This is a genomic window from Bradyrhizobium sp. CCBAU 51765, from assembly GCF_015291725.1.
GTDB classification, from domain to species: Bacteria; Pseudomonadota; Alphaproteobacteria; order Rhizobiales; family Xanthobacteraceae; genus Bradyrhizobium; species Bradyrhizobium liaoningense.
Genome location: NZ_CP030038.1, coordinates 7773025 through 7792155, shown reverse-complemented (window position 1 = coordinate 7792155; position 19131 = coordinate 7773025). Strand labels below are relative to the sequence as shown.

The 19131-nt window shown below is 64.1% G+C and carries 15 protein-coding genes; 5 read left to right on the top strand and 10 right to left on the bottom strand.

Translation table 11 applies throughout. From position 1 onward, the window contains the following. Positions 1-11 precede the first annotated feature (11 nt). The 3 genes from XH96_RS36090 to XH96_RS39000 form a co-directional block, all read right to left on the bottom strand. Positions 12-1037, bottom strand: coding sequence for an HAD family hydrolase (locus tag XH96_RS36090; RefSeq protein ID WP_371739915.1), 1026 nt, complete (start codon positions 1035-1037; stop codon positions 12-14). Positions 1038-1117: 80 nt separating this feature from the next. Further along, positions 1118-2794 carry an arylsulfatase gene (locus tag XH96_RS36085; RefSeq protein ID WP_210337834.1) on the bottom strand — a complete coding sequence of 559 codons (1677 nt, stop codon included), beginning with the start codon at positions 2792-2794 and terminating at the stop codon, positions 1118-1120. Beyond that, positions 2791-3714: a formylglycine-generating enzyme family protein gene (locus tag XH96_RS39000; RefSeq protein ID WP_210337832.1), complete on the bottom strand. Its 924-nt coding sequence runs from the start codon at positions 3712-3714 to the stop codon at positions 2791-2793. Before XH96_RS39000 ends, XH96_RS36085 begins: the two co-directional genes overlap by 4 nt. Positions 3715-3926: 212 nt before the next feature. On the opposite strand from XH96_RS39000, the gene XH96_RS36080 reads away from it, so the two are divergent. From XH96_RS36080 to XH96_RS39595, 3 genes are all read left to right on the top strand, one after another. Then, positions 3927-4316 (top strand): hypothetical protein, encoded by a 390-nt coding sequence (locus tag XH96_RS36080; RefSeq protein ID WP_194390041.1) that lies wholly within the window; start codon positions 3927-3929, stop codon positions 4314-4316. Between the two features lie 280 nt (positions 4317-4596). After that, on the top strand, positions 4597-4968 hold the full coding sequence (locus XH96_RS36075) for a type II toxin-antitoxin system RelE/ParE family toxin (RefSeq protein WP_371740193.1): 372 nt from the start codon (positions 4597-4599) through the stop codon (positions 4966-4968). Positions 4969-5152: 184 nt separating this feature from the next. Beyond that, positions 5153-5284, top strand: coding sequence for a helix-turn-helix domain-containing protein (locus XH96_RS39595; RefSeq protein ID WP_246789883.1), 132 nt, complete (start codon positions 5153-5155; stop codon positions 5282-5284). Positions 5285-5324: 40 nt separating this feature from the next. Here XH96_RS39595 and XH96_RS36065 read toward each other — a convergent pair whose 3' ends face one another. Next, positions 5325-5597, bottom strand: a complete 273-nt coding sequence (locus XH96_RS36065; protein ID WP_246789882.1) for a hypothetical protein — start codon at positions 5595-5597, stop codon at positions 5325-5327. Positions 5598-5682: 85 nt separating this feature from the next. Then, a complete protein-coding gene (locus XH96_RS36060; RefSeq protein WP_194390040.1) occupies positions 5683-6174 on the bottom strand; it encodes a hypothetical protein in 492 nt (163 codons plus the stop codon). Positions 6175-6462: 288 nt separating this feature from the next. Here XH96_RS36060 and XH96_RS36055 point away from each other — a divergent pair, with 288 nt between their 5' ends. Further along, complete coding sequence (locus tag XH96_RS36055; protein ID WP_194394389.1) at positions 6463-9516, top strand: AAA family ATPase; 3054 nt, start codon at positions 6463-6465, stop codon at positions 9514-9516. Positions 9517-9660: 144 nt separating this feature from the next. Here the strand turns inward: XH96_RS36055 and XH96_RS36050 are convergent, their stop codons facing one another. The 4 genes from XH96_RS36050 to XH96_RS36035 form a co-directional block, all read right to left on the bottom strand. Beyond that, positions 9661-10773 carry an ABC transporter permease gene (locus tag XH96_RS36050; protein ID WP_194390039.1) on the bottom strand — a complete coding sequence of 371 codons (1113 nt, stop codon included), beginning with the start codon at positions 10771-10773 and terminating at the stop codon, positions 9661-9663. A 2-nt stretch (positions 10774-10775) separates the two neighbouring features. After that, complete coding sequence (gene rbbA, locus XH96_RS36045; RefSeq protein WP_210337828.1) at positions 10776-13550, bottom strand: ribosome-associated ATPase/putative transporter RbbA; 2775 nt, start codon at positions 13548-13550, stop codon at positions 10776-10778. Then, positions 13547-14614, bottom strand: coding sequence for an HlyD family secretion protein (locus XH96_RS36040; protein WP_194390037.1), 1068 nt, complete (start codon positions 14612-14614; stop codon positions 13547-13549). Before XH96_RS36040 ends, rbbA begins: the two co-directional genes overlap by 4 nt. Before the next feature lie 250 nt (positions 14615-14864). Beyond that, on the bottom strand, positions 14865-16067 hold the full coding sequence (locus tag XH96_RS36035; RefSeq protein WP_194390036.1) for an ABC transporter substrate-binding protein: 1203 nt from the start codon (positions 16065-16067) through the stop codon (positions 14865-14867). Between the two features lie 209 nt (positions 16068-16276). On the opposite strand from XH96_RS36035, the gene XH96_RS36030 reads away from it, so the two are divergent. Continuing rightward, positions 16277-17890, top strand: a complete 1614-nt coding sequence (locus tag XH96_RS36030) for an acyl-CoA synthetase (protein WP_194390035.1) — start codon at positions 16277-16279, stop codon at positions 17888-17890. A gap of 10 nt (positions 17891-17900) precedes the next feature. On the opposite strand, the gene XH96_RS36025 is transcribed toward XH96_RS36030, so the two are convergent. Beyond that, positions 17901-19103, bottom strand: coding sequence for an MFS transporter (locus tag XH96_RS36025; protein ID WP_194390034.1), 1203 nt, complete (start codon positions 19101-19103; stop codon positions 17901-17903). Positions 19104-19131 lie beyond the last annotated feature (28 nt).

The window sequence follows — 19131 nt, the reverse complement described above, 5'->3', positions numbered from 1 at the left end:
TCGTGCACCCCTCAGGGATTCTGGAACGGATAGATCACCTTCCAATCCCGCTTCATGTCCACGATGGTCCAGCCCCTGGCCAGGCCTTCCTCCAGCGCTTTGTCGAGCTTGCCCACCGGAGAGGTGCGGTCGTAAGCCCATTCACGCTCGCCGTCGGTATGATGCACAATGCCGATGAAGCGCGCCCCGCCGCCGGCTGCGGTCCATTGCAGCATTTGAAGGTCACCGTCCGAGTTGCCGAAAGCGAGGATCGGCCGACGGCCGATGAAGCGGTTGATGCCAACCGGCTTTCCGGGGCCATCGTCTATGAATTCGATCTTGGGCTCCTTGATGAGTTCAGGCGTGCCATCTGGTCCGAGTTGGAACTTGATCACGCCGGACGAGCCGACGACCTGCTCCGGCGGGATGCCGTAGGTCCGCTCGGCGAACACGCGCATGAACTCGACGCCGCCGCCAGACACGATGTACGTCTTGAAGCTGTTTTGACGAAGATAGGCGAGGAGCTCGAGCTGCGGCTGGTAAACCAATTTGTCGTAGGGCTGATTGAAACGCGGGTGGCGCGCCGACGCTAACCAATCGGCGACCGTTTGGGAGAAAGCATCGGTTGTCATGCCGGCGTGAGTAGCCGTCACGATTTCCAGCAGCCCTTTTTCGCCGGAGGCCGCCAGCGCCCCGGAGTCGCTCTCGATCGCTGCCTTGAATGGCTGTGCGTCCTTCCACTCCGGATGCTGCGGCGCCAGAGCCTTGATACGGTCGAAGGCGAACGTGACCTGGAAATACACCGGCTGCTCGGACCAGAGCGTTCCGTCGTTGTCGAAGACCGCAATGCGTTGGACGGCCGGCACGAATTGCGGTCCGCCGGGCGTCGCTACCCGTGTGACGAACTCGATGATCGATTTCTTTGTCGCCCCTTCCTGCCAGGATGGCAGTGGATCGGCTTGCGCGAACGCGCTGTGGCTTGCAAGCACGCAAAGCGCGGCCCTGAGCAAACCTGTAAGCACTGCACGCCGGGTGGTTTGCCGCATGGTGGTAATCATGACAATCTCCGTCCGGTCGGGATTCTCCACCGCGGGCGCCGGCCGGAGCACGTGATCCGGCCGACGCATTGTTGCCACTGTCACCCGCCGTGCGGATTCGACATCTGCGCCAGGACTTCGTCTACACTGAAGCTCGAGGGCTTTTGCCGTGGCGGGAAGTCTTTGAATGTCTCGACGAACTGCGCCACCATCGCTTGAGCCGGGACGATCAGGAACGCCCGTTGAATCGTCCAGTCGTAGTAGGTGTTTGACGTAACATCGGCCCGTTCGTATGGGTCCAGGCGCAGATTGAACATCTTGGGCAAGCGGCGACAGACAAAGGGCGCAGCCCAGATCTCCAACGTCCCTTGGACCTTCTGCTCGCAGAAGACCATTTTCCAGTTCTCATGGCGCATCGCCACAAGCTGTGCGTCATCGTTGATGTAGAAGAATTCCTTGCGCGCGGACTTCTCCTGTTGGCCGGTAAGGAGCGGCAACTGGTTGTACCCGTCGAGGTGCACCTTGAACGTCCTGCCGGCGGCGGCATAGCCAGTAAGCAGCTTGTTCTTGATGTCGGGCTCCCCGGCCGCTGCCAACAGTGTCGGGAACCAGTCAAGGGCAGCGAAGATTTCGTTGCTGACTTGTCCCGGTTTGATGCGGCCCGGCCAGCGGATCATCGCTGGAACGCGATAGGCGCCTTCCCAGTTGGTGTTCTTCTCGCTGCGGAACGGTGTCATGCCGCCGTCCGGCCACGAGTTCATGTGCACACCGTTGTCGGTGCCGTAGATGACGATGGTGTTGTTGGCGATACCCAGATCGTCGAGGGCCTTGAGCAGGTTGCCAACGTGGCCGTCGTGTTCGAGCATGCCATCCATGTATTCGCTGAGGCCGCTGCGGCCCTTATATTCCGGCCGTACATGGGTGTAGAGATGCATGCGCGTGCCGTTATGCCAGCAGAAGAACGGTTTGTTGGCCTGAACCTGCCGCTTGATGAAGTCGATCGCCGCATTGGATGTCTCGTCGTCGACCGTCTCCATCCGCTTCTTGGTAAGCGGACCGGTATCCTCGATGGTCTGCTTGCCGACCTTGCCGAAGCGTGGATCGACCGTCGGGTCATCCCGATCGGTGGCTCTGCATCTGAGCACGCCGCGCGGGCCGAATTTCGCCTTGAATCCGGGGTCCTTCGGATAGTCGGGATGCTCGGGCTCCTCCTCGGCATTGAGGTGATAGAGGTTCCCGAAGAACTCATCGAACCCGTGCACCGTCGGCAGGAATTCGTTGCGGTCGCCAAGATGGTTCTTGCCGAACTGGCCAGTGGCATAGCCGAGCGGCTTCAGCGCCTCGGCGATGGTGATGTCCTCGGACCGCAAGCCTTGCGCCGCACCGGGCAAGCCGACCTTGGTCATCCCGGTGCGTAGGCCGGATTGGCCGGTGAGGAACGATGCCCGCCCCGCCGTGCAGCTCTGCTCGGCGTAATAGTCGGTGAACATCAATCCTTCGCGGGCGATACGGTCGATGTTCGGCGTTTTGTATCCCATCAGGCCGAACGTGTAGGCGCTGATATTGGCGACGCCGACATCGTCGCCCCAGATGACGAGGATGTTCGGCCGTTGCCCGGCAGGAGCGGGCTGCTGCGCTTGCGCCTGCGTCACCTCGACCCGCGCGCCCGCGACGAGCGCGGACGTGGCGGCGAGCGCCGTACCACCGAGCAGAATCCTGCGCCGATCAAGTGCACTGGCCTTCGTGTTGGACTTGTCTCCATCCTTCTCTGTGCTCACGACTTGCTCCTTTCGCGAATGACACAACGAAATCCCACGTGGCTCGTGGACGTATCGATCGGCTCTGCATGACGCGCGGCCGGACGGTAGCGGCGGCAGTAGTTCGGGGCGCACAGGTGTGAACCGCCTTTCAGCACCTTGCGTGGAATCCTGATGTTGGGTTGGCAGGGGTCGTAGCTGTTGGCCTCGCGACCCCCGCGCGGGTTTTCCGGGATGCAGCACGGCCTGGCCGCGTCGGCTTCGTGCTGTGCGCACCACCAATCGGAGGTCCATTCCCAGACATTGCCGATCATGTCGTGCAGGCCGTAGCCATTCGGCGGAAACGCCGTCACCGGCGAGGTGCGCTCGAAACCGTCGCTGCTGAGATTTTCTTGGGGGAAGCGGCCCTGCCAGGTATTGGCTATGTGCTTGCCGCCGGGGGCAAGCTCGTCGCCCCATGCGAATTCGGCGCCGTCGAGCCCGCCGCGCGCGGCGAATTCCCATTCCGCTTCCGTCGGCAGGTCCTTGCCGGCCCAGAGCGCATAGGCCAGCGCATCGGAATAGGCGACGTGCACCACGGGATGATCGTCAAGCGTGTTGATGTTGCTCTTCGGGCCGTAAGGATGGCGCCAGTCGGCGCCCTTGAGGAAGCTCCACCATTGGCTCCAGTCGCGCAGATCGACCGGACGGAGCGGGGGTGCAAAGACCAGCGACCCGGCATAGAGGATGTGAGGCAACGCGCCGGGATAGTCCTTCGGATCCGGGGAAATCTCGGCAAAGGTGACGTGGCCCGTCGCCTTTACGAACGCCCTGAATTGACGGTTGGTCACCGGCGTCCGGTCGATCCAGAACGGATCGACGGTGACGCGGTGCACTGGCGCCTCTTCCCGATAGTGCCGGTCCGAACCCATGCGGAAGGTGCCGCCGCGTATGAGGATCATCTCCGCCCGATCGGGGATGGATGCGGGGTCGCTTTCCGTGCTGTGCCGACCGCTTCCGCACTGACGATCGCCCGCGAGATCGAACGCGTCGTTTGATGCCGTTCTTGAAGACATCGCGTCCCTCACCCTGCTGTTGCTGTGCCTTGGGTGCTTCGCGCGGGGCTTACCTGTCAATGCGCGCTTTTCAGCGCGTGCCGCGCAGAAGAAGACACATGGAGACCTCCACCAAGAACCGCCTGTACGGCATCCGCCAGTTCATCGCCGGCGTCGGATTTGATGACGTATCCCAACGCTCCTTCCGCAAGGGCTTTTCTGATGACGGCCGGCTCGTCCAGAACCGAAATGAAAATAATACGAGCCTCCGGATGCGCGTCCCGGATGGCTGCAGGCCGCAGGGCAACAACAGCGCGCCCCTAGGGTTGGCAGCGAATATGTCGCTCGTGCCGAGCATTAAAAAAACCAAGCACGCCAGCGCAGTGCCCACGCGTTTCATTGCTCGCAGCTCTCTCGCGACGCTGCCAGACCAGACAGCAAGTCCCCGCGCCGGCTCCGTTTGGGGCCCGCGCGAAACGTCTCCGGGATCAGAGCGCGTATCACGCTAGGCCCTACTACCCAAGGTTCGCAAGCGGATTAAGTGACACGTGTGCTGGCCTATTCAACTCTGGATTGGCTTTATTAAGCCTCAGCCGGCGGGCGCCGGTGCTTGGCTATACTGAGTCCCACGATGCCGCAGGCTATCGGGCGAGCCCGTTGATCCGTTCGGCAGTGGAGCGGCAGTTCGAGAGGCGCTGAACCGACTGTCGAAGGAGGCGCCGGAAGTCGCCGGCCGAGTGCCCGACGTACGGAAGATCATCGCTTTCCGCAATCTGCTGATCCACGGCTATCCGCCAACAGAAGCCCGTAGTTTGGATCGGGTCGTCGAAGGACGATTTACGGGCTTTCCCGGACGAGGTTCGCCGCGTCATGGGGTTTGCGATCAACGATGCGCAGAGCGGCGGGGAGCATCCTCGTGCCAGGGCCTTAAAGGGCTTCTGCGGCCGGAGTGTGCTGGAGGTCGTTGACGATGAAGATGGCGATACTTATCGGCGCTACACCGTGCGCTTCGTTGGTGTTGTCTATGTTCTTCATGCCTTCCAAAAGAAGTTGAAGAAGGGGATCGAAACTCCGAGGCATGACATCTCGGTAATTCAGACCCGGTTGAAGGCAGCCGAGGCCCACTACCAAGATAACTACGGAAGAGGTGGCAGGAAATGAGCAAGGCTATCAAAGCAACCGCAGGCAGCGATAACATTTTCGCTGACCTTGGCTTTGCCAATCCCGAGGAAGAACTCCTCAAAGCGAAACTTGTTCGTGAGCTTCGTGCGATCATCAAACGTCGCAAGCTGACTCAGACAAGGCTGCCGAACTGCTGGGCCTTAAGCAACCCGATGTATCTGCCTTGGTCACCGGGCGTGTCGGAAAGTTCTCGATCGACAGGATCGTTCGATGCCTGGATCGACTTAGCTATCGGGTGGACGTAGTTATCCGCCACAAGACCACCCGCCGCGCCGCATCAGGGGCTGCTGCCTGAGTGTAGAGCCAGCCATTTATGTTTTTGTGGAATGCGGTGCTCAGCACCTTGCAACCACCTTCCCATCCGCTCCCACAGCGTCGACGGCGCCTCGCCCAAACACCAGCCCCGCCGGCTGAAACTTGATCGTCTTCCCGCCTTCGACGAACTCCGCAAGATTCCTTGGCGTCGCCGCGTGCACGGTGGCGAGGAAGTCGCCGGTCTCGTAGCAGGTGCCGGTCTTTCCGCCGGAGCCTTCGCCCAGGAACTTCTGGAAATTCTGGCTCGTCACCTTGGCCTTCCCCGTGATCGCATGTGAGACGGGTGAGACCACGTCACAGCGCCGGCGAACAAAACGCCCGCGCGTCTGGGGCGCGCGGGCGACGATGATTTTCGCCAATAGAGTAGAATCTTTCCAATCAGGATCGGTACGGGCAGACCATCGTCAGATTCAGCAGCGTCGGCTTGTCAGAGCCCTTCTTGTATTCCCACTCCAGCCGGATCTCGTGCCGGTGGGCATAGGCGTCGCTCGGCGCGTGGACGATGATGTTGGTCTTCATCGGGATCGGCGGCTCGGAGTTGAAGCATTTCCGGACGCAGGCATCGAGCAGATCGCATCGCGTCAGCGGGATCACGCCCGGCTCGTCCCTGGACAGCGGGACCGTGTTCGGCTGGGTGCTGAGGTCGAGACGAGCCCGGCCCTTCTCCTTGTGCCAGTACTTGGCGCTTCCCTGCGGCCACTTCGAGGCCGGCGTCAGAATCAGATGGTACTGGCCGTATTCCAGGGTCGGCAGGTCAATGTCCTCCGATGCCTTGAGCTTGGCGACGCTCTTTTTCATGTTCGCCAGGGGGTAGTAGTTGCTGTTCATCAAGTCTCGAAACGCCTTGCCGCTATATGTCCTGCCGCCCATCGCCTTATCCTTCGATGCAATCAAATCTGTCACGGAGACGTGCAGGCCAGCAAGGCGCGTTGGTCAGAACGAAAGCCTCGCTGCCCCGCTGGAATGCGCGGCCCGATCTCGCGCGGTGAAGACGCTAGCACCCGAAAATATATCTCGTCCAGAGAGCCACCTTCGCCGACACAGGTATGTTTCGCGGCAACTTGATTGCCATGCATGTCGCGATAGGTATTCTTGCGCCAAGCTCCCCGTGAGAATCGGTCGGCAGAGAACGCCGTCGTGACCTTTGAAAGCACAGGAATGCATTGTGTCGCGTGTCAGTCGACGATCGACCCAAGCGCGAGCTGGTGCCCGAAATGTGGCCTGGCCGTGCAACGCTCCGATCCCGACAGTGAACGCCGGTTCGTCACTATTCTCCGCGCGGATGTCGTCGATTCCACCGAGCTCGTCGCCGAGCTGGAGCCGGAGGCGGCGGTCTCGCGGCTGGAGCCGGCCTTGGCCGCGATGCGAGGCGCGGTACGCCAGTTCGGGGGCATCGTCAGCAAAGAACTGGGCGACGGGATCGCGGCGGTGTTCGGCGCGCCGATCGCGGACGACAACCACGCGCCGCTGGCCTGTCATGCAGCACTCGAACTCGTCCGGCGCGTCGCGAGTCTCGGCGATGCCGGGCTTCAGGTTCGTGTCGGCCTTCACTCCGGACATGTGGTCACCTACATGGTCGCCAGCGAGTTTTCCAGGGTCTACGAGATCGGCGGTGCCGCCCAGCATCTGGCGGCCCGGCTCGAGTCGGCAGCCGAGGCGAATCAGATCTACGTGTCGGAGGCCTGCCAGCAGCTTGCCGAAGGGCACGTCCGTTTCGAGTTTCTCGGTGGCAAGTCCCTGCGAGGCTTCAATCAGCCCGTACCGGTCTATCGGATCGTGGGCGCAAGTGACCTGTCGAGCTGGCGGGTGCGACGGGCGCGCAGCATCTCCCGGTTCGTCGATCGCGCCACGGAACGGGGGCTGTTGGGTCGCGCCGCGGAGGCCGTTGGGGCTGGCCGGCAAACCGTGCTGCTGCTGGGCGACGCTGGCATCGGAAAGTCGCGCCTCGCGCACGAATTTGCGCAGGAGCTCAAGGCGGCCGGCTGGCGCCTGATGGACGCCGAGTGCAGCCCGAATCTCCAGGGAGCGCCGTTCAGTACGCTCAAGCGCCTGTTGCTCTCGCTGCTGGAGACCGCCGCCAAGGATCCCAACGGCCTCGGAGATCCGCGAAAGGATCGACCGCTGATCCAGCAATGCGCTCTCGATGCCGTGCTGGACTTGCCGATATCGGAGCCGCAGTGGACCGAGTTGGAGCCTCACGCCCGAGGGCGGGCGATTTCCGACGCGAGCTGCGCGATCGTCGAGACTGCGGCCCGGCGCCACCGCACGATACTGCTGCTCGAGGACCTGCACTGGATCGACCGCGCCAGCGATACCGTCATGTCTGCCATTGCTTCGCTTCAGACACCGAATCTTCTCGTGCTGCTGACGTCGAGGCCGAACGGCATGCCGATCTGGATCGCGCGCTGCCGCGCCGAGGTCGTTGCGATGCGGCCCCTTGACGACGATTCGGGGCTGGCCATGCTGGCCGACATGCTTGGACCATCCGCGGCGAACAACGATCTGAAGACCAGGATCATCTCGCATACCGCGAATGTGCCCTTGTTCATCGAGGAGGTCTGCCGCGGCCTGAGGGACAGCGGAACGCTGCGGGGCCAGTGGGGTGATCTTGCGCTCACGCGTCCCATCGACGAACTCGGCATTCCCACGAGCATCCAGGGCGTGATCGCCGCGCGTCTCGATCGCGTGTCGCGGCAGGAGCGTTCCGTCTTGCAGATTGCGGCGGCGCTTGGGCCGAGATCGAGCGTAGCCATGCTGCGCAGGGTCGTCGAGCTGCCGGAGGAAGTCCTCCAGGATTGCCTTGCGGCCCTCGATCGTGCCGAGTTGCTCGCGCGGATCGACAGCGAGCTGGAGGATGCACTCGAGTTTCGGCACGAGATGGTCCGCCAGGTGACCTACGAATCGATGGTCGAAAAGTTGCGCGAGGACATTCATGCGCGCATTCTTGCGATATTCGAGAGCGACGGAACGGGCGCGGATGAGCCAGATGCGCTGTGCTATCACGCACTGCGTGCCAAGGATTGGCGGAAGGCGTTCGTCCATGGCAGGAGCGCGGGACGAAAATGCCTGAGCCGTTCGGCATTTGCGGACGCGGCCAACTATTTCGAAATCGCAATGAGCTCGCTGGACAGGACGTCGATGACGCCTTTGCGAGAGACGGATGCCATCGATCTTCGGATGGAAGCGCGCGCGGCGTTCATCGCCTCCGGCCAGATTTCAGAGTGGTTGGATCTGGGAAAGGAAGCCGAACGGCGCGCTGACGCGATCGACGACCTCGGACGCAAGGTCGCCGCAATGACCGTCAGATCGGGCGCACAGAATTTCTACGGGGCGCCGGTCGAGGCGGTCGCGATCGGCGAGGAAGTCGTACGCCTCGCGGTGGAGTGGGGCAACAAGGGTTGGCTCAATCTCGCGCGATATGGACTGGGGCAAGCTTACTTCCTCGCCGGCCGTTATCGCGAAGCCGAGCAGACGTTGGCACTGGCTCACGCCCAGTTGGCGGGCCCTGACGCCAGCGCCCCGATCGGAACGACTCCAAAATACCTGCTCCTCCTCTGCTGCATGATGAAGAGCTTCACCCACACCGTCATGGGCGAGCTCGATGTCGCCGAGCAGCTCCAGCGCGAGGCCGCCGCGATCGCCGAGGAGACCGGCCGGCCCTACGACCGCGTCGCTGCCGCCTATAGCGGAGGCTGGCTGAAGCTCGGGCAGAACGATCCGGCGGCGGCCGCCGCCATTCTCGAAGAGGGTTTTGTCCTCGCGCAGAAGCACGACATCCGGCTGTTCGTGCCGGTGCTGGCCTGCCACCTCGGCATCGCCTATCTGGAGCAGGGGCTGTTCGACCGGGCGCGCGGCATGCTGACTGAGGCGTGCGAGGAGGCGAGGACGGTCGGTTATACCTCGGCGGTGCTGCGCAGCTCGATCTATCTGGCGCTCGCCACCCACCGCCTCGGCGATGTCAGGGCCGCGCAGAACATGCTGCGCGAGGCCCGCAACACCGCCCGCCAGCAGGGGTTTTCAGGCCTCGAGGCCGAGGCCCTGTTCGGCGAAGCCGTCGTGACCCCGCCATCGGATGCGGCGAACAAGGCCGCCATCCTCGTCGCTCTGCGCGCCGCCATCGCCATCGCTTCCGAACGCGGCGCGCTGCCGCTGAAGCACAAGGCCGAGGCGATGCTGAACGAGATGCTCGCCCGGGACGATCGGCTCAGCTGAGCCGGCTCCCGGTCAGGCTGGCGATAGCGCCGGCGCAGGAGCCATCCTGCCCGACGCGTCGAATAAATCACGCAGCTAAAACAAAGGGATCGCTACTGTGCATGGGGTTGTTTTTCGCTCCTTTTGAAGCGAAGCCCTCGCGCCTCACGCCAGAAACGCGCGAAACCGGCGCAGCGCGATCACGAAGAAGACGCTGCCGATCACGGCGAGTGCGGCAAGCTGCGGCCACACCGCCTCCAGCCCCGCGCCGCGAAACAGGATCGCCTGCGCCAGCATCACGAAATGCGTATTGGGCGCCGCCAGCATGATGTCCTGGACGAATTGCGGCATGCTCTCCCGCGGCGTCATGCTGCCCGACAGGGTCTGCAGCGGCAGCAGGATCATGATCAGCAGCAGTCCGAACTGCGGCATCGACCCGGCGACGGTGGCGAGGAAGATGCCCATGCTGGTGGTGGCGAACAGCTGCAGCGCCGTGCCGACCAGGAACAGCGCCACCGAGCCGTCGATCGTGACCGCGAGCCATCCCTTGACGACGAAGGCGATGGAGAGCGCCGAGGCGACCAGCACCACCGCTCCCATCGACCAGACCTTGCTCACCATGATCTCGAGCGGCGTGACCGGCATCACCAGGAGGTGCTCGATCGTGCCGTGCTCGCGCTCCCGGATCAGCGCCGCCCCGGTCAGGATGATCGAGAGCATCGTGATCGACATGATGAGGTGGTCGATCGCGCCGAACCAGGACCGCTTCAGCTCCGGATTGAAACGGGCGCGCAGCGCGAGGTCGATCTGCGGTGTTTGAGCTTCGCGGGCGCGCGCCAGGAACTCCGCGATCTCGGCGTTGACGATCTGCTCGACGTAACCGCCACCGTTGAAGGCCTGTGAGATGCGCGTCGCGTCGACGTTGAGCTGGATCGTCGGCGCCTTCCGCGCCAGGAGGTCGCGCTGAAAGTCCGGCGGAATGTCGAGGGCAAACGTGTCGAGGCCGGCATCCATCCGTCGGTCCATCTCGTATTGCGAGATCAGCCGGGGCGTGGAGAAGTACGGGGCGGTGAACGCCATCCCGATGCGAGTCGAGATCGGCGAATGGTCTTCGTCGACGATGGCGATCGCAGCGCGGTTCAACGTCTCCGGCAGCGTGTTGGCACCCTCATAGACCGCGAACGTGAAGGAATATGCGATCAGCACGAGCAACACCGGGTCGCGCGCCAGTCCGCGCAATTCCTTGATTCCGAGCTGTAGCAAGTTGCCAAGGCGCATGGTCAGCGGGCCTGTTTCTTCAGCAGCAGCGTACCTGCGGTGACCAGCACCGGGATCATGACGGCGAGCGCCAAGAGCTCGTTGTGAAGCGTGGCGAATCCCAGTGCCTTCGAGAACGTGCCGCGCGAGATGGTCACGAAATAGCTGGTCGGATAGACGAGACCGATCATCTTGCCCACCCCTTGCAGCGAGGAGACCGGATCGATCAGGCCGGAATACTGGATCGCGGGAATCAGCGTGATCAGCACGGTGCCGAACAGCGCGGCGATCTGGCTCTTCATGAACGAGGAGATCACCAGCCCGATGCCGGTGGTGGCCGTGACATAGAGCAGCGCGGCAGCCGCATAGGTCGGGAAGCTTCCGGTGAAAGGCACGCGGAAGACGGTGAGCGCAAAGCCGACCAGCAGCAGGAAGTTGGCAAAGGCCAGCACCACATAGGGCAGCTGGGTGCCGAGCAGGAACTCCAGCCGCGTCACCGGTGTGACGTAAAAATTGACGATCGAGCCGAGCTCCTTCTCGCGCACGACCGCGAGTGCTGCGAGCACCGCAGGGATCATGATCAGCAGCAGCGGAATGATGCCAGGCGCCATGGCGACGACGCTCCGGACGTCCGGATTGTAGCGGTAACGCAGCGCGAGCTGATAGGACCCGGCAACTGCCGCATCGCCGTAGAGCTCGCGGCCCTTCTGCGCGAGCCAGGTCGCGTGGATCGCCTGGGCGTAGGAGCGCAGCGTCTCGGCCCGCGTCGGATTGGCGCCGTCGACCCAGGCGCCGATCTCGACTTGGCGGCCGCGGCTGACGTCGCGGCCGAAGCCCGGCGGCAGCTCGATGGCAAGACCGATCTCGCCGGCGCGCATGCGGCGGTCGAGATCGGCGTAGTCGGTGATCGGGGGCTTCTCGGTGAAATAGCGCGAGCCCGCGATCTGGAGGCTGTAGTCGCGGCTGATCGCGGTGTCGTCGCGGTCGAGCACGGCGAAGGTCAGGTTCTCGACGTCCATGCTGATGCCGTAGCCGAGCACGAACAGCAGCAGCACGCTGCCGAGGATCGCGAGCGTGGCGCGGATCGGATCACGCCGCAGCTCGAGCGTCTCGCGGCGGGAATAGGCCAGCATGCGCGTCGGATTGAACGCGGCGCTGTGCCGACGGACCGCTGGGGGACTTGCAGGTGCGGGCGGCGGCGGGGCGGCCGCCGGCTGGCGGGCCGGCTCCGTCGTCTCCGCGATCGCCTCTTCCAGCCAGGCGATGAAGGCCTGCTCCAGCGTGGCAGTGCCGCGCGCGGCCACGATCGCGGCCGGCGTATCCGACGTCAGCACCTTGCCGGCGTGCATCAGCGAGATCCGATCGCAGCGCTCGGCCTCGTTCATGAAATGGGTGGAGACGAAGATGGTGACGTTGTCCTTGCGGGAGAGCTCGGCGAGGATCTGCCAGAAACGGTCGCGGGCGACCGGATCCACGCCGGAGGTCGGCTCGTCGAGGATGAGGATGTCGGGCGCATGGATCATGGCGACCGCCAGCGACAGCCGCTGCCGCAGCCCGAGCGGCAGGGCGTCGGGCAGGGCGTCGACGACGTCGGCAAGATCGAACCGGGCGATCATCTCGTCGATGCGCGCAGCGATGGTGTCCGCCGGCAGCTCGAACAGGCGTGCATGCAGATGGAGATTCTGCGCGACCGTGAGCTCGGAATAGAGCGAGAAGCCCTGCGACATGTAGCCGATGCGCCGCCGCACCGACATGTCGCCGGCATCGATGGTGTTGCCGAACAGCCGCGCGGTTCCTTCGCTCACGGGCAGGAGGCCGGTGAGCATCTTCATGGTCGTGGTCTTGCCGCAGCCGTTCGAGCCGAGAAAGCCGAAGATCTCGCCCTTCCTGATGCGGAAGCTGACGTCGTCGACGGCAACGAAACCATCGAACCGCCGCGTCAGGTGGTCGGCTTCGATCGCGATCTCCGCGTGGTCTTCGTCGCGCGGCGGGATGACCACATTGGCATGGTTGCTGCGCTCGGCCTCGGGCAGGAGGCCGATGAAGGCATCATCGAGCGTGTCGGCTCCGGTCTGCCGCTTGAGTTCGGCGGGCGTTCCGGTCGCCAGCACGCGGCCGGCGTTCATCGCGATCAGGAAATCGAACTGCGCGGCCTCTTCCATGTAGGCGGTCGAAACGATCACGCTCATGCCGGGCCTGCTGTCGCGGATCGAGGCGATCAATTCCCAGAACTGGCGGCGCGACAGCGGATCGACCCCGGTGGTCGGCTCGTCCAGGATCAGGAGCTCGGGATCGTGGATCAGCGCGCAGCACAGGCCGACCTTCTGCTTCATGCCGCCGGAGAGCTTTGCCGCCGGCCGGTCGGCAAAGGGCGTCAGCCCGGTGTCGCGCAGCAGGCCAGCGATCCGCCTGTTCCGCTCCGCCTTGCCGTGTCCGAACAGGCGACCGAAGAAGTCGATGTTCTCGAACACCGACAATGTCGGGTACAGATTCCTGCCGAGGCCCTGCGGCATGTAGGCGATGTCGGGGCACACGTTGCGGCGGTGGCGCGCGCTCGCCATATCGCCGCCGAGCACGTGGATGCGTCCCTCCTGGATCGCGCGCGCGCCCGCGATCAGGGCGAGCAGGCTCGATTTGCCGACGCCGTCGGGGCCGATCATCCCGACCATGCAGCCGGACGGCAGGTCGAGCGTAATGGACTCGAGCGCCCGGGTCTTGCCGTAGCTCAGGCCCACGCCTTCCAGATGCACCACGCTGCCGACGGCAGCCGGTGCTTCGGCTGCGGCAGTCGTGCTCATCTCGTCAACTTGATCTTGAGGTTGTCGGGCCATTGCGCCGCCGGATCGAGCTGCACATAGGCCATGCCGGGAAGGCCGGTCTTCACATGCTCGACGTGCTGGCGCAACAGATCGGGCGCGATATGCGCCTTGATGCGGAACATCAGCTTCTGGCGTTCCTCCTCGGTTTCGACGGTCTTGGGCGTGAATTGCGCGACGTCTGCGACGAAGGTGGCCCTGGCGGGGATCACATATTTCGGGATGGCGTCCAGGACGAGGCGGACCTCGGCGCCGATCGCGACGCGGCCGGCCTCGGCCGTCGGCAAGAAGAACGTCATATAGACGTCGCCGAGATCGACCATGTTGAGGACGCGGCCGCCGGCGGCGAGCACCTCGCCGGGCTGCGACACGCGATACTGCACGCGGCCGTCGCGCGGCGCCTTCAGCACGCTGTCGTTGAGGTCGGCGTTGATGCTTTCGATCGCGGCCTTTGCCGCGTCGACTGCTGCGCCGGCATCGATCACCAGGGCGCGGGAGGAGCTGATCGCGGCTTCCGAGGCCGCCACCTGGGCCTGGGAAGCGGCCAGCGCCGCTTTCGCCGTGGCGTTGGCGGAGCGGTCGTCGTCCAGGACCTGCTGGGAGACCGCACTCGTCTTGATCAATTGTTCGGACCGGTCCAGCTTGCGGCTCGTGGTGTCGAGCTGTGCGATGCGCTGGTCGACCACGGCCTCCGCAGCCCGGCGCTCGGCCTCGCGCTGGTTCACCAGGCTCTTCGCGGTCTCGACATTGATCATTGCGCGCTGGAGCTGCGCTTCGGCCTGGCGGCGCTGGGCCTGCAGCTGCTCGGTATCCATGCGTGCCAGAACCTGGCCCGCGCTGACGAAATCGCCTTCGTTGACGAGGATCTCGCGGACCCGTCCCGGCGTCTTGGTGGCGATGTCGATCTCGACCGCTTCGATGCGGCCATTGCCGCGGGCGAAACCCGGTGGAAGTGCGTCGGCATCACGGTGCTGCCAATAGTAATAACCGCCGCCCGCGAGCAGGATGGCGAGGGCTGCGACGACGCGACCCGGTGTAAAGTTCATCTGTGCACAACGCCGTGCGGTGGCGCCCACTGTTGAGATACGAACGCCCGATCGCGGATCGCGCGGAAAGGGCGGAGCTCAACATTGCAGCGAATTTTGCACCGCAGCTTGATGCAGATCAGACCGCGGTGCGCGCCGTGCTGCCTCTATTTTGGGCCGCGCGTCGTCATCGCCACGCGTCCGCCCTGATCGGCGGAGCGGACGCGCGAGCCTTGGTGGAGGGATTGCCGCCGGCTCGATCCAGGCTGCTTCACTTCACCAGCGGGCAGCCGCCATCCTTCAGCGGCCGGAACGCCTGGTCGGCGGGAACTTCGGCGAGCAGCTTGTAATAATCCCAGGGCCCCTTCGATTCCTCCGGCTTCTTCACCTGGAACAGGTACATGCTGTGCACCATGCGGCCGTCCTCGCGCAGCACGCCGTTGTCGGTGAAGGCATCCCGCACCGGAAGCTCGCGCATCTTGGCCATCACCGTCCTGGTGTCGCGGGTGCCGGCGGCCTGCACCGCCTTGAGATAGTGCAGTGTGGCGCTGTAGGTCGCGGCCTGGTTCATGGTTGGCATGCGCTTGACCCGCTCCAGGAAGCGCTTGCCGAAGGCGCGGGTCTTGTCGTTGAGGTCCCAATAATAGGCCTCGGTGACGATCAGCCCTTGCGCCAGCTTGAGCCCGAGGCTGTGCACGTCGGAGATGAACATCACGATCGCAGCCAGGTTCTGGCCCCCGGCAACGATGCCGAACTCGCCGGCCTGCTTGATCGCGTTGATGGTGTCGCCGCCGCCGTTCGCGAGGCCGACGATCTTGGCCTTGGAAGCCTGGGCCTGAAGCAGGAACGAGGAGAAGTCCGCCGTGTTGAGGGGATGCTTGACGCTGCCCAGCACCTTGCCGCCGGAGGCCTTCACGACGTCACTGGTGTCGCGCTCGACCGAATGGCCGAACACGTAGTCCGCGGTCAGGAAGAACCAGGTATCGCCGCCGTTCTTGACAATGGCGCTGCCGACGGTGTGCGCATTGGCATAGGTGTCGTAGGTCCAGTGCGCGGTGTAGGGCGAGCAGGACTTTCCGGTGATGTCGGAGCTCGCCGCATCGGTCACGATCATGATCTTCTCGTACTGCTTCGACAGCTCCATCACCGCGAGCGCGGTCGCCGATGTCGGCAGATCGATGATCATGTCGACGCCTTCGGTCTCCCACCATTTGCGGGCGATGGTGGATGCGACGTCGGGCTTGTTGAGTACGTCGGCACTCAGCATCTCGATCGGCTTGCCGAACATCTGCCCGCCAAAATCCTCGATCGCCATTTTGGTGGCCTCGACATTCCCCATGCCGCCAATGTCGGAATAGACGGACGAGAAGTCGGAGAGCACGCCGATCTTGAGCGGTGCCTGCTGGGCATGAGAAGGGCAGATCGCAGACGCAGCGAGTGCGGCCGCAAATGCGGCGCACATAATCCGGCACATGGTATTTCCCCCGATATTATAGTTGGTGCACGAGCCCAGATTTGCCGCTCCGGAGCGTCAATTCTTGCGTGACGGCGCCGCGCGGGCCGGTCGATTTGACGCGGCCAATCGCGCCGACTACGTTTGCGCAAACGCAAAATACGTTTGAATGCGGTGGGCCGAATGCCCAGACACCCATTCATGCAGGCTAAAATTTCAGGGGGAAGGACATGACCGGCGACACCGCAGCCACCATCTCGAAAGCGCGCGAGCATTCGATCGGCGATCTCCTGCGCCGCTCGGCGGGCCGCGAGCCGAACAAGCTCGCGGTAAGCTGCGGCGGTGTGAGCTGGACCTTTGCCGAAATGGACGCGATCTGCAACCGGCTCGGCCGCGGCCTGCTCGGGTTCGGTGTCAGGAAGGGCGACCGTGTCGCCGTGCTGTCGCGCAATTCGCACGCCTTCGCTGCGCTGCGCTTCGCGGTGGCGCGGATCGGCGCCGTGCTGGTGCCGATCAACTTCATGCTCAATCCGGACGAAATCAATTTCATCCTGAAGAGCTCCGGCGCGAAACTGCTCGCGACCGGACCGGACTTCCTCGCGCAGGCACGCGCGGCGAGCGCCAGGGATTGCGCGGTCGAGAAGATGATCTGGCTACCGGGCGAGGATGCGGCCACGGCGCCCGCGGGGCTCACCACCTTCGATGATCTCCTCGACGCCGACGGCTCGTTCCTGGATGCATCGGTCGACAGCCGCGATCTCGCGCAGATCGTCTACACCAGCGGCACGGAATCTCTGCCCAAGGGCGCGATGCTGACCCACGAAGCCGTGATGTGGCAGTATGTCAGCTGCATCATCGACGGCGGCATGAGCGCGGACGACAAGTTCCTGCACGCGCTGCCGCTCTATCACTGCGCCCAGCTCGACGTCTTCCTGGGTCCGCAGATCTATCTCGGCGCCTCAGGCGTCATCACCGGCAAGCCGACCGCCGACAACATCCTGGCCCTGATCCAGACCCACAGGATCACCTCGTTCTTCGCACCGCCGACGATCTGGATCGCGATGCTGCGCTCGCCGAATTTCGACACGACCGATCTGTCGACACTGCAGAAGGGCTATTACGGCGCCTCGATTATGCCGGTGGAAGTCCTGCTCGAGCTTCAGCGCCGCCTGCCCGCCGTAAAATTCTGGAATTTTTACGGTCAGACCGAGATCGCGCCGCTCGCGACGGTGCTGCGGCCGGAGGATCAGCTGCGCAAGGCCGGGTCGGCCGGCAAGCCCGTGCTCAATGTCGAGACGCGCGTGGTCAACACGGCGATGGAGGATGTCGAGGTGGGCGAAGTCGGCGAGATCGTGCACCGCTCGCCGCATCTGCTGTCCGGCTACTACAACGATCCCGTCAAGACCGCGGCCGCGTTCTCCGGCGGCTGGTTTCACTCCGGCGATCTCGCCACTGTCGACGACGAGGGCCACATCACCGTAGTCGATCGCGTCAAGGACATGATCAAGACCGGTGGCGAGAACGTCGCGAGTCGCGAGGTCGAGGAGATGGTCTACCGCATCCCCGCCGTCTCCGAGGTCGCGGTGGTCGGCCTGCCCGATCCGCGCTGGATCGAGGCGGTCACCGCGATCGTCGTGGTCAAGAGCGGGGAGACGCTGGACGAGGACGCCGTCATCAAGCATTGCGCCGGCCAGATGGCGCATTTCAAGGTGCCTAAGCGCGTCATCTTCGTCGATAGCCTGCCGAAGAATCCGAGTGGCAAGCTGCTGAAGCGCGAGCTGCGCCAGCGCTTCGTCGGCGGTGAGACGCTCGACAAGGCAATCCAGAAGAATTTTGGGACGTAATGATTTCGCCTCAATACTTCTTCACCGCCGCCGCGAAGGTCAGCCACAGCGCGATCGACGCGAGCCCAAAGCCGCCGAGCAGCAGGAAGGTCGGTCCGTAGCCGATCCATTGCGCGATCCAGCCACCAAGTGCGGGACTGAGGCTCGCGCCGATGCCCTGCACCGTGATCACGGCGCCCTGGCCGAGATTGATGCGGCCGGTGCCGTCGAGCGAGCGCGCGACCATGCCCGGGACGGCGACAGTCTGCAGCCCGGTGCCGATGCCATCGAGCACCTGCATCGGCACGACGCCCCACCACCCCGTGACGAAGAAGGCGAGCACGCCGCGGACGGGCAAGAACATGAAAGACACCAGGATCACCGGCCAGTAATTGCGCTTGCTCGCGGCCTTCATCGCGATCAGCGACGTCACGATCATCACGCCTTGCGCGATCACCACGGTGGTCGCGACGAAGCTCGGGCCGTTGGCCTGCCCTTCGGCCACCGCGGCTAGTCCGTAGAGCGGAACGATGGCCGCGTTGCCGAGATGGAAGAGCGCGAGGGCGAGAGCCAGCACGAGCAGCGCCCGGTGCTTGAGCAGCATCGTCATCGCATCCGGCGGAGCCTTGGAGTCGTCCTCCTTGCTGCCGCGCGCGGCGCGGTCGTCGATTGCCTTTGCGGGGATCATCAGGACGCAGGCGATGGCGATGGCACCGAACAGGGCCGCCAGCGCGAACACGGCGACATAGCCGAACTTGTAGCCGAGATAGCCCGACAATCCGGCGCCGACCATGTTGCCCGCATGGTTGTAGGCCTGGTTGCGGCCATTGAGCGCATTGAAACCCTTCTGCTTGGCAATGCCGAGCGTGATGCCCGTTACCGCCGGCACGATCGCAGCGCTCGCCAGCGATTGCGCGACTTGCGAGAACGTCACCGCCCAGAAGTTCTGCGAGAGCAGGATGATCCCGGACGCGAGAACGACGCAGATGCCGGGAATGACGACCCAGAGCCGCTTGTTGCGGCTGGCGTCGATGAAGCCTCCGATCGGCGTGGTGATCAGCATGCCCGCGACGTTGCCGATCGTCATCGCGGTGCCGATCAGCCCGCTGGCCCAGCCGCGCTCCTGCAGAAAAACCCCGACGAACGGCCCGATGCCCGACTGCATGTCGGCCATGAAGAAGTTGAGCGCAAACAAAGGCCAGATACGGGAGGAGGTGGGGGACCGCGATGCCATCGATACTCGAACATGCTCTTCGTGTGTC

What these genes read in the sequence shown, in the direction of transcription:
- XH96_RS36025 (WP_194390034.1), bottom strand. Translation starts at nt 19,103, where the DNA reads ATGGCATCGCGGTCCCCCACCTCCTCCCGTATCTGGCCTTTGTTTGCG.
- XH96_RS36035 (WP_194390036.1), bottom strand. Translation starts at nt 16,067, where the DNA reads ATGTGCCGGATTATGTGCGCCGCATTTGCGGCCGCACTCGCTGCGTCT.
- XH96_RS39000 (WP_210337832.1), bottom strand. Translation starts at nt 3,714, where the DNA reads ATGATCCTCATACGCGGCGGCACCTTCCGCATGGGTTCGGACCGGCAC.
- XH96_RS36080 (WP_194390041.1), top strand. Translation starts at nt 3,927, where the DNA reads ATGGAGACCTCCACCAAGAACCGCCTGTACGGCATCCGCCAGTTCATC.
- XH96_RS36090 (WP_371739915.1), bottom strand. Translation starts at nt 1,037, where the DNA reads ATGATTACCACCATGCGGCAAACCACCCGGCGTGCAGTGCTTACAGGT.
- XH96_RS36050 (WP_194390039.1), bottom strand. Translation starts at nt 10,773, where the DNA reads ATGCGCCTTGGCAACTTGCTACAGCTCGGAATCAAGGAATTGCGCGGA.
- XH96_RS36040 (WP_194390037.1), bottom strand. Translation starts at nt 14,614, where the DNA reads ATGAACTTTACACCGGGTCGCGTCGTCGCAGCCCTCGCCATCCTGCTC.
- XH96_RS36030 (WP_194390035.1), top strand. Translation starts at nt 16,277, where the DNA reads ATGACCGGCGACACCGCAGCCACCATCTCGAAAGCGCGCGAGCATTCG.
- rbbA (WP_210337828.1), bottom strand. Translation starts at nt 13,550, where the DNA reads ATGAGCACGACTGCCGCAGCCGAAGCACCGGCTGCCGTCGGCAGCGTG.
- XH96_RS36055 (WP_194394389.1), top strand. Translation starts at nt 6,463, where the DNA reads ATGCATTGTGTCGCGTGTCAGTCGACGATCGACCCAAGCGCGAGCTGG.
- XH96_RS36060 (WP_194390040.1), bottom strand. Translation starts at nt 6,174, where the DNA reads ATGGGCGGCAGGACATATAGCGGCAAGGCGTTTCGAGACTTGATGAAC.